This is a genomic window from Lentzea roselyniae, assembly GCF_039537795.1.
In the GTDB taxonomy this organism is placed as follows: domain Bacteria; phylum Actinomycetota; class Actinomycetes; order Mycobacteriales; family Pseudonocardiaceae; genus Lentzea; species Lentzea atacamensis.
This window is the reverse complement of the sequence record NZ_BAABBE010000079.1, coordinates 1-9,583: the sequence shown is the minus strand read 5'-3', so window position 1 is coordinate 9,583 and position 9,583 is coordinate 1. Positions and strand designations below refer to the sequence as shown.

The window sequence follows — 9,583 nt, the reverse complement described above, 5'->3', positions numbered from 1 at the left end:
TTGGTTTCATCGACGAGTACCGCCAGGTCTACGGCGTCGAGTCGATCTGTGATGTGCTCACCGAGCACGGAATCCAGATCGCGCCCAGGACCTACCGCAAGGCCCGCCGCCGGCCACCCTCGGCCCGGGATGTCACCGATGCCTATCTGGAGAACGCCCTGCGCGAGCTGCGGGGCAAGCCAGAGCAGATGTACGGGCGCCGCAAGATGACCCGCTATCTGCGTCGTCAGGGCCACGACGTGGCGTTCTGCACCGTGGACCGGATCATGCGCAGGCTCGGTCTCAACGGCGTGGTCAGAGGCCGCAAGCAGCGCACCACGATCCCGGCCAAGGACGGGATACGCGCCGCAGACAGGCTCAACCGCGACCTTCACCGCGACCGCGCCGAACCTGGTCTGGGTCGCTGACTTCACCTACGTCTCCACGTGGGCAGGCTGGGCCTACGTGGCGTTCGTGTTCGACGCCTACTCCCGCGCGATCGTCGGCTGGACCGCGTCCGGCTCGAGGACGACCGCGCTGGTGTCGAAGGCTCTCAACATGGCCGTGTGGCGCCGTGATCATTATGGCTACCCGGTCGAGCCCGGGCTGATCCACCACTCGGATGCCGGCAGTCAGCTTGAGTTCAACCGGTCGTCGCAACACCGGCTTGGTGGAGCAACAGTAGCTGATCGTTGAGGGCTTCGGCTGGTGTCCGCCAACTGAGTGTCTTGCGAGGCCTGCTATTGAGCGTGGTGGCAACGGCGTCGAGTTCGTCGCGGCTCCAGCGGGACAGGTCGGTGCCCTTGGGGAAGTACTGGCGCAGCAAGCCATTGGTGTTCTCGTTGGTGCCGCGTTGCCAAGGGCTGTGCGGGTCGGCGAAGTAGACCTCGATGCCGCTGTCGATGCGCAACTGGGCGTGCTGGGCCATCTCCTTGCCCCGATCCCAGGTCAAAGATCGTCGCAGTTGTTCGGGCAGGGTGGCGATGGCCGAGGCGATCGCGTCTCGGACGGCCTCGGCGCCGCGGCCGGCCAGGGCGGGGCCGTTCTTCACGCGCGGTTCGACGCCGTGACCGTCCATGCGGGGCAGGTGCAACAGCAACGTGAACCTGGTGGACCGTTCGACCAGCGTGCCGATCGCGGAGCTGCCCAAGCCGATGATCAGGTCTCCCTCCCAGTGCCCGGGAACCGCGCGGTCGGCGGCCTCGGCGGGCCGCTGGCTGATCATCACCTCGGGCGTGACCATCCCGTCTGGGCGTTTGCGGGCACGAGAACGGGGAGCCTGCAACGCTCGGCCGGTGCGCAGGCAGGTGACCAGCTCGCGCTTGAGCGCCCCGCGGCTCTGGACATACAGCGCCTGGTAGATCGCCTCGTGTGAGATGCGCATGGGACTCATCCTCCGGGAAGTCCGCCTTCAGCCGGTGGGAGATCTGTTCCGGGCTCCACGCGTTCGCCCATCGCCGGTCTTGGCGCCGTGGCTTGTTGCGGCCCTTCCACGGCGCCGTCCCCGGTCCCGTCACCGGTGTCCCGTCCGGGCGGCGGACCTGGCCCGCAAGCCGCTCCTGCACGTACTCGCGCAACGGCTCGTTGACAACCAGCTTCGCTGGCTTGGGACGCCGCGCCAGTAGCTCCGTTTTCCACTGCGCGACCGAAGCCCGATAGTCGAGCTTGCCTCCACGAGTGGCCGCGTTGCGCCGCAACTCCCGGGAGATCGTCGAGGGATCACGACCCAGCTGACGGGCGATCTCTCTCACCCCAGCGCCCTGAGCTTTGAGTATGGCGATCTCTTCCCGCTCCTCAAAGGACAGATACCGGCCGGACAACGAAGTGACCATGAACGTCGGCATGCCGCCACGCTCCCGGAACCACCGGCTGCCAGCCGCTTGCGACACGCCGACCGCGATCGCGGCGTCCTCACTGGTGAGCCCCCTGGCGATCTCATGCCAGAACAACCGCTCCACATCCCGACGAAGCGACGGAGCCCCCGGCGACTTCATCGCCGACCTGCCCGTCAACGCCTTCATCCACCCCGCCGGCCTGCCCATCAACACCTCCAGAATCGAAGTGTTGCGACGACCGATTAAATCCGCCCAGTACACGTCGGTGAAGTTCACCGAATCCCTTGCTCTGCAAGGACTCTCGGCGTCTATAGGCTCGGTGGGCGATGCCTATGACAACGCTCTAGCGGAGTCGATCATCGGCTTGTTCAAGACTGAGGTGGTCAACCGCCACGGTCCGTTCAAGACCCTCGCCGAGGTCGAGTTCGCGCTCATGGAATGGGCAGACTGGTACAACAACGCCCGCCTGCACTCGCGTCTGGACTACCTGACCCCGGCCGAGTACGAAGCCGCGTACTACTCTCAACACCCGCCACGCCGACCGGCGCTGGTCTGAAACCGAAGCCGGTCTCAAATCCGTGACGGTTCAGTTCGAACCGCAACGCCTCGCCTTCCTGCACCGCCAGCACGCCGGCGTGGTCATCGATCACCGCAAGGGCAAGATGCTGTTCCTGGTCAGCGACACCACGCATGGCGATGGCGACCCGCCCACGCGCGTACACGTTCAGCGCCTGCACAAACTCAGGGGCGAAGTCATCCCTGCGGATCAACCCGCGTGCGATCAGCTCATCCTGCGCGACCTGTCCCAACCGCAGCCGCTCCTCCACCTCGACGGCGAAGTGCGGAATCGAGAACGGAAACTGCCGGACGTCGAGCCGCAGCGCCACTCCCAGCACGTCGAGTTCGACGAACGAGCAGACGATCTCCCCTGACACGTGGATCTTCCCTCCCCGAACACCGCTCCCACGGTGTGTGACCGGCAGTCATACTGCCAGTCGACCAGTGCTCTACGGAGTGTTACAGGGCGGGTTGTCCCTGTTTGAGGGGTTGATCACTACGGTCCGCGAGTAGATCGCGGTCGACATCGGCGTCGGGGATAGGTAGAAGCACGCAATTCCGGGTGAACGGCGTGCGCGTCTACCACCTGTCATGATTCGCTCGCTGTGAGTGAGGGGTGGAGGGCATGTACGGGAACCCGGACGAGCTGGACCGGATCGCGGGCGAGATCGAGAAACGTGCTGATGGCGTGCGGGATCGGGCCAAGAAGCTTGACGACGATGCGCGGAAGATGGAGTGGCACTCGGTGGCGGCGGAGCGGTGCCGGGAGACGGTTGGTGGTGACCGGCGGCAGTTGGAGAAGGCTGCGGACGGGCTGGCCGAGGCGGCCGCGCTGCTGCGGCGGCACGCGCAGGAAGTGCGCGAGGTGATCGCGATGATCAAGAAGATCTCCGAGGCCGTGGTGGGCTGGTTCACCGGTGCGATCGACAGGTTCAACCGTGCGGTGGACGCGTTCAACCAGGCGGTACGGGATATCGCGAACGGTGTCGCGGATGCGCTGGGGTTCGGTGGTGGTCAGCCGCCGTCGCCTCCGCAGCCGCCGTGGACGGGTTGGAAGTGGGGTCCGGACAACCTGCCGCCTGCGGGTGACAAGGCGTGGCTGGAGGCGGGCGAGTACCTGCGTGGGCAGGGGGTGCCCGCGTGACCCCGGCACCGCACCGGCTGCTGTTGACCGCGGGCGAGCTCACGTATTTGGTCGAACGCGCCGGTGTCGAACTGCTGCCAGCTTGGATGCCGTCCGCCGACATCGGCTCTGCCGAGGCGGGGCTGATCAAGAAGCGTGTGGTCGACGGGGTGGGCGGCGAGGTGCACCGGTCGGTGGTGAAGAACCTGGAGATCCTGGCGTTGCCGATGGTCATGCTGGACACCGTCGCGGCGATCGACGGCAAGGGGCTGCACAGCGTGCACGCGATCTCCGGCCCGTTGGGTGCGTCGTTGTTCGAGCTGGGTGACGGCGCGGTGGAGATGTCGATGTTCGCCTCGGCGGATCTGGGCAAGGAACTGATCCGGGCGGTTCCACCCGAGAGCCAGGACACCGACGCCGGGATCGAGTCACGCCTGGGCGGAGCAGGACCGGAACAGACCCCGTTGCGCGGCCGACTACCGCTGGCGGCATTGCAGGAGATGGGCGCCGCCCGGCTGTTCCGCGATGCCGACCCCGGTGGTCCAGCCGCCGTGGTGGCGAGGTTGAAACTGTCTGGCGGAGAGGCGGCACTCGCTCAGCAGGTGGCGACCGAGACGGACGGGGCGTTGAGGTGTCTCGTCATCGGCCGCAACGGGATGACGTCTCAGGTCAGCTGGGTGCACACCGATGGCGGCTGGAGCGGCCTCGAACCCGAACCGGACGGCTCCGGCCGTCGCATGGTGCGGTTGGAACCGGCTGCTCGTGAGGATCTGGGCACGTGGGTCGCCCCCGCTGTGGCAGGAGCGCTGTAATGCCTGAGGACATGACGGTCGGGATTGCTCCGGTTTCCGGTATCGAAGTCAGCGGTGGCGCCGGTGGGTTCCGGGCCAAGGGCGAGGACCTCGTGGCGATGAGCGCCCTCGCCGGCGAGGTCGCAGACGACATGATCAAGACTGCGGTGGCCGGGCACAAGTTCCTCGCTGAGCCGCATGTGCTCGCCTCAGCTCTGCTGAATCCGTCCGGCGTGGTGAAGTTCGAGGCGGCCATGGCCCTGGCGCTCGACGGCCCCAACGGTCTCACCGCCACCTCCGCAGCCATCAGCTTGCGCGGGGACGCCCTGCGCGCCACGAAACTGGCGTACGAGGCCGCGGACGAGCTCGCGGCGAGAGGACTCGACGCATCCCGTTGGATGGCGGGTCTGGCGGTCGCATCTGCGCCAGGTGGTGTTGTCGCCGCTGGACTCGCAGCAGGTACAGCGATCGCCGCAGATGTGTACGCCAACTACGACGGTGACTGGAACAAGTGGTTGGCCGACCATCCCGGCATGGTCGACACGTTGATCGGCATGTCACCCGGCATGCTGTCGTCGCTCGGCGTGCCTGTCGACCTGGCCACCACGTTGGACCTGCTGGCCGCGACGTACGCGGACGGCACGGCGGTCGTTACCTCTTTCGATCCTCTGCCGGACACCGGTCCGCATAGCTTGCGCGACATCATGCTGGGCCTCGATGAACGCAACAGGCCCCGTGACGACGGCGACCAGAGCAATATCGACGTGCGGGTCATCAAGGACGCCAGCGGCAAGGTTACGGGCTATGTGGTGGACATTCCCGGCACCAAGGACTGGAACGCACCGTGGGATCCCAAGAGCGCGAACGACACGGGCGTCAATGTCGACGCGATGGCGGGCAACAGAACCGTTCTGCAGCAAGGCATCGAGAAGGCGCTACACGAGGCTGGCGCGCAGGGAACCGGTGTCCCGGTGATGCTGGTCGGTCACAGCCAGGGCGGCATCGTGGCCGCCCAGTCGACCAACGGCCTCATCTCGGGTGGGTACAACGTGACGCACGTGGTTACCGCTGGCTCCCCGGTGGGCCGGATCGACATTCCCGACAATGTGCAGATGCTGTCGCTGGAGAACAAGGGCGACATCGTTCCGCACCTCGATGCCACCGACAACCCGAACACCGCCAACCGCACGACGGTCACCTTCGAGAACCAGACCGGAAACGTCGGAAACAACCACAGCATCGGCGGTTACCGGTACGACGAGAATGATCCGAACAAGCCTCGAGTCGATCAGAACTACGTCGCCGTGGCCAAACAGCTGGACGAGGGATCGGATCCATCGGTGCGGCGGTTCATGGACAGCACTGGCGCATTCACTCGAGGTAGCGATGAGTCGCAGTTGCTGCGTTATCGAGTGGCGAGGGAGGGCGTGAAATGAGTGCGGTCACGAGGGCGGCGGCCCTGGTCGTGCTCCTGGTCGGGCTGCTGACCGGGTGCAACAGCGTCGTGCAGTACTACGAGGACGTCGACGAGCTCGGCAAGAAGATCGTGGCGGACTGGAAGGAGTTGCCCGAAGTCACCGACGCTAGTTACCGCTACCAGCATGGCATCGACTCGGGGCAGCAGCTGGACTTCGAGGTTGTCATCCGTGCGGAGTCGGTCTCGGACGAGCTCATCGACAAGTTGAAGGATATCGGGAGCCGCGACTACTGGCAGAGCACGGCCTACGACCGTGGCAGCATGCCGTTGAGGTTCGCCGCTTATTCCTCGGACAACCCTCCGCCGACTCAATCAGGGCCTGATACGGCGATACACCGTGCCGGTCTCGGTGTTTCCAAGGAAGTCGGGTTGGAGAAGTACGGGCCGAGGCCGGCGAGGTGAGTGGACGATGACTCCGGACGAATGGCTGACCGACTTCGAGGCCAAGACCGCGGAACTGCAGCGCAACGCGGTCGCGTTCCGCCGCAACCTGGAGGCTGCGGGGCAGACCGTCACCTCCGAGGACAAGACGCTGACCGTGACGGTGGCGCCGAACGGTGCACTGCTCGACCTCAAGATCGCGCAGAACCCGGACCTCGCCGCGAGGCTCATGGCGTTGGTGCGGCAGGCGAGGGAAGGTGCGGCGGCCAACGTGCTGGGCGAGTTCCGCAGTGCGGTCGGCGGACAGGCAGGACAGCTTGACACCGATGTGTCAGTGCCCGCGTTCAGTACTCCTGAACCGCGGAAGCCGAAGCAGCAGCTGGTCGAGGACGAGGACTTCAGCGACAACTCGATCTACCGGCGGCCGTAGAGGTTGCTGAGTAGCGGGTGTTCCGGTACGACCGCGAACCGCACAACAGTCACCTTCGGACCAGAACCGACCGAGGTGACGTCGGCTTGTTACGGGAAGCGGGAGGGAGTGGAGTGAGCGCGGCAAGACGTGTGGCCGGTGTGGTGGGCCTGGTTGTGCTGCTGGTCGGGCTGCTGTCCGGGTGCAACGCGTTCGTGCAGTACTACGAGGATGTGGACGAGCTCTGCAAGAAGATCGTGGCGGACTGGAAGGCGCAGGCTGAGGTAGTCGACGCGAGTTACGTCTACGTGCATGGCATCGACTCGGGGCAGCAGATCGATCTCGATGTGATCGTCCGTGCGGAGTCGTTCACGGCCGAGGTCTGGGAGCGGCTGGAGGACATCGCGAACCGTGACTATTGGCTGAGCACGGCGTACGACCGGGAGGACCACATGTCGTTCCAGTACGTCGTCTACTCCTCGGACAACCCGCCGGCAAAGGGTGAAGTGGGAGTGTCCAAGTCGATCGGCCACGGCGATATCGGCGTGTCGCCGAAAGTCGGTCTGGAGAAGTACGGGCCGAGACCGATGACGAAGTGAGCGAACGATGACCCCGGGCGAGTGGCTGGCCGACTTCGAGGCCACGACCGCAGAACTGCAGCGCAATGCGGCCACGTTCCGTCGCAACCCGGAGATGGCGGCGCAGACCGTCACCTCTGAGGACAAGATGCTGACCGTGACGGTGGCACCGAACGGGCCCTGCTCGATCTCAAGATCGCACAGAACCCGGAGCTCGCCGCGAGGCTCATGGCGTTGGTGCGGCGGGTGAGGGAAGGTGCGGCGGCCAACGTGCTCGGCGAGTTCCGGAACGCGGTCGGCGGGCTGGCAGGTCAGTTGGACACCGATGTGTCCGTTCCTGCCTTCGGTACGCCTGAGCTGCGGAAGCCGAAGTCGGTCGAGGACGACGACTTCAGCGACAATTCGATCTATCGCTGATGCGGCTCTACCCAGCTTGTCGAGCCCCCGCTATCCACGGCCGCATCAGTTCTGCAGGTCGGTCGGCGACATCGCTCGCAGGCCATGAAATTCCGGCAGGCACGATCGCGTGCGCTGAGTACGTCGAGCAGTGAGAAGCAGCCGATGCATCTGCGTCGTCGAGTTCCGGTTTGTCAAGTACCGGATTTGATGGAGGGTGTGATTACCCGCTCGGTGTCGGGACGGGTGCGGTTGTGTCGTGATGGTTGGTCTCGTGTTCCACGGGCGGGATCAGGCCGAGTTCGCCGTGTAGCCGGCGGTGGTTGTACCAGTCGATGTACGCGGCGACGGCGATCTCGAGGTCGTCGGCGCCGCGCCAGGGTCCTTTGTTGCGGACGAGTTCGGCTTTGAAGATCGAGTTGAACGCCTCGGCCATGGCGTTGTCGTAGGAATCTCCTTTGCTGCCAACGGATGCGACCGCGCCGGCCGCGGCCAGACGCTGGGGGTGTAGCGCACAGCGAGGTATTGCGTTCCGCTGTCGGAGTGGTGAATGAGGTCGCTGGTGTCCTGTCCGGCGCGGCTGCGGGTCCACAGCCCCATCTCCAGGGCGTCGAGGGCCAGATCGGTGCGCAGTGACGTGGAGAGCTGCCAGCCGACGACGCGGCGGGAGAACACGTCGAGCACGAACGCGGCGTAGACCCAGCCGCTGAACGTGCGAATGTAGGTGATGTCCGCGACCCACAGCCGGTTGGGCGCCGGGGCGGCGAACTCCCGCTTGACAAGGTCTGAGCGCGGGTCGCCACCCTTGCCGCTGCGCGTGGTGCGCGGGGTCTTCAGTCGAGAAATCCCTTGCAGCCCAGCAGCTTTCATCAGGCAGGCGACGGTGCAGCGGGCGACCGGAAGCCCGGTGACCCCGCCCTGGCGGGCCAGCTCGGCGTAGATCTTGCGCACACCGTAGACGCCGTAGTTCGTCTCGTGCACCTCCTTGATCTTCTCGGTGACCACCGCGTCGCGGACCGCACGTGCCGAGAGCGGGCGGGAACGAGCTGCGTAGCAGGTGCTCGGAGCGATCTTGACGCCGGCTGCGGTCAGCACGGCACAGATCAGCTCGACTCCGAACTCGTGCTTGTGGGCGTCGATGTAGTCGACGATCAGCGGGAGCGGCGGTCTAGTGTCCTGCGTCGGAAATCCGCCAGGTAAGTCTAGTGGGCTGACGGCGCGGATTGGACGTCCTCCTGCTGAGGTGACGTTGACCGAGCAGGAGCGGGAGACGCTGGAGCGGTGGGCGCGGCGGGCGAAGTCGTCGCAGGTGCTGGCGCAGCGGTGCAGGATCGTGCTGGCGTGTGCGGATGGCCTGCCGGGCAAGCAGGTCGCCGAGGATCTGCGGGTGCATCCGTCGACGGTGACGAAGTGGCGAAGGCGGTTTCTGCAGCATCGGCTGGACGGCCTGGTCGACGAGAAACGGCCGGGCCGGCCGCCGTCGATCACGGTGGAGCGGGTCGAGGAGGTGATCGTGGCGACGCTGGAGGAGACCCCGCGCAACGCCACGCACTGGTCGCGGGCGTCGATGGCCGAACGCACCGGCTTGAGCAAGTCGACCATCGGCCGGATCTGGCGCGACTTCGGCCTCAAACCGCATCGTGCCGAGACGTTCAAGCTCTCCACCGATCCGCTGTTCGTGGAGAAGGTCGTGGATGTCGTTGGCCTGTATCACAATCCGACCGAGCGGGCGGTGGTGCTGTGTGTGGACGAGAAGTCCCAGATCCAGGCGCTGGACCGGTCTCAGCCGGTGTTGCCGATGATGCCGGGCATGCCCGAGCGACGCACTCACGACTACGTCCGCAACGGCATCACCAGTCTGTTCGCCGCGTTCAACGTGGCCGACGGCACGGTGATCGGCGAGTTGCACCGCAAGCACCGCGCCGCCGAGACACCGGACAGCTGGCCGACCCCCTCGCCGGACGGAGACCCCGGCCGGCCGGACTGCGCGGCGGACGTGGGGTGCTGCTGGTCAACCAGTTCGCCGATCTCGTGCGCGTCCACGCGACCCCGCACG

12 protein-coding genes and 3 pseudogenes are annotated in these 9,583 nt (G+C 65.9%); 11 read left to right on the top strand and 4 right to left on the bottom strand.

Translation table 11 applies throughout. The features are described from left to right. Together ABFX45_RS45275 and ABFX45_RS46775 are read left to right on the top strand one after the other, a co-directional pair. The coding region (locus ABFX45_RS45275) for an IS3 family transposase (protein WP_346137275.1) at positions 1–407 on the top strand (407 nt) is incomplete at its 5' end. Then, the gene (locus ABFX45_RS46775; protein ID WP_428834303.1) at positions 391–675 is read left to right on the top strand and encodes a DDE-type integrase/transposase/recombinase; all 285 of its coding nucleotides are present in this window, start codon (positions 391–393) and stop codon (positions 673–675) included. The genes ABFX45_RS45275 and ABFX45_RS46775, both read left to right, overlap by 17 nt. On the opposite strand, the pseudogene ABFX45_RS45270 reads toward ABFX45_RS46775, so the two are convergent. Then, positions 623–1,823: pseudogene (locus ABFX45_RS45270) on the bottom strand (IS30 family transposase). The gene ABFX45_RS46775 and the pseudogene ABFX45_RS45270 sit on opposite strands and share 53 nt — an antisense overlap. On the opposite strand from ABFX45_RS45270, the gene ABFX45_RS45265 reads away from it, so the two are divergent. Next, on the top strand, positions 1,753–2,370 hold the full coding sequence (locus ABFX45_RS45265) for an integrase core domain-containing protein (RefSeq protein WP_346137274.1): 618 nt from the start codon (positions 1,753–1,755) through the stop codon (positions 2,368–2,370). The pseudogene ABFX45_RS45270 and the gene ABFX45_RS45265 overlap by 71 nt on opposite strands. Before the next feature lie 91 nt (positions 2,371–2,461). On the opposite strand, the pseudogene ABFX45_RS46770 reads toward ABFX45_RS45265, so the two are convergent. Next, a pseudogene (locus ABFX45_RS46770) lies at positions 2,462–2,701 on the bottom strand (ESX secretion-associated protein EspG); the annotation flags it as partial. Positions 2,702–2,997: 296 nt separating this feature from the next. On the opposite strand from ABFX45_RS46770, the gene ABFX45_RS45255 reads away from it, so the two are divergent. The 7 genes from ABFX45_RS45255 to ABFX45_RS45225 all read left to right on the top strand — a co-directional run bounded on the left by ABFX45_RS45255 (position 2,998) and on the right by ABFX45_RS45225 (position 7,548). After that, complete coding sequence (locus ABFX45_RS45255) at positions 2,998–3,516, top strand: BAR domain-containing protein (protein WP_346137272.1); 519 nt, start codon at positions 2,998–3,000, stop codon at positions 3,514–3,516. After that, on the top strand, positions 3,513–4,307 hold the full coding sequence (locus ABFX45_RS45250) for a hypothetical protein (protein WP_346137271.1): 795 nt from the start codon (positions 3,513–3,515) through the stop codon (positions 4,305–4,307). Before ABFX45_RS45255 ends, ABFX45_RS45250 begins: the two co-directional genes overlap by 4 nt. Next, a complete protein-coding gene (locus ABFX45_RS45245; protein ID WP_346137270.1) occupies positions 4,307–5,722 on the top strand; it encodes a lipase family protein in 1,416 nt (471 codons plus the stop codon). Before ABFX45_RS45250 ends, ABFX45_RS45245 begins: the two co-directional genes overlap by 1 nt. After that, positions 5,719–6,165, top strand: coding sequence for a hypothetical protein (locus tag ABFX45_RS45240; protein ID WP_346137269.1), 447 nt, complete (start codon positions 5,719–5,721; stop codon positions 6,163–6,165). Before ABFX45_RS45245 ends, ABFX45_RS45240 begins: the two co-directional genes overlap by 4 nt. A 7-nt stretch (positions 6,166–6,172) precedes the next feature. After that, positions 6,173–6,574, top strand: a complete 402-nt coding sequence (locus tag ABFX45_RS45235; protein ID WP_346137268.1) for a YbaB/EbfC family nucleoid-associated protein — start codon at positions 6,173–6,175, stop codon at positions 6,572–6,574. A gap of 113 nt (positions 6,575–6,687) precedes the next feature. After that, positions 6,688–7,152, top strand: coding sequence for a hypothetical protein (locus ABFX45_RS45230; RefSeq protein ID WP_346137267.1), 465 nt, complete (start codon positions 6,688–6,690; stop codon positions 7,150–7,152). Positions 7,153–7,377: 225 nt separating this feature from the next. Beyond that, positions 7,378–7,548: a hypothetical protein gene (locus tag ABFX45_RS45225; RefSeq protein ID WP_346137266.1), complete on the top strand. Its 171-nt coding sequence runs from the start codon at positions 7,378–7,380 to the stop codon at positions 7,546–7,548. Positions 7,549–7,750: 202 nt separating this feature from the next. Here ABFX45_RS45225 and ABFX45_RS46765 read toward each other — a convergent pair whose 3' ends face one another. After that, complete coding sequence (locus tag ABFX45_RS46765; RefSeq protein WP_428834301.1) at positions 7,751–7,963, bottom strand: integrase core domain-containing protein; 213 nt, start codon at positions 7,961–7,963, stop codon at positions 7,751–7,753. 80 nt (positions 7,964–8,043) lie between these two features. Beyond that, a pseudogene (locus ABFX45_RS45220) lies at positions 8,044–8,667 on the bottom strand (IS3 family transposase); the annotation flags it as partial. 70 nt (positions 8,668–8,737) lie between these two features. On the opposite strand from ABFX45_RS45220, the gene ABFX45_RS45215 reads away from it, so the two are divergent. Continuing rightward, a partial coding sequence (locus tag ABFX45_RS45215) for an IS630 family transposase (protein ID WP_428834302.1) occupies positions 8,738–9,583 on the top strand: 846 nt, incomplete at its 3' end.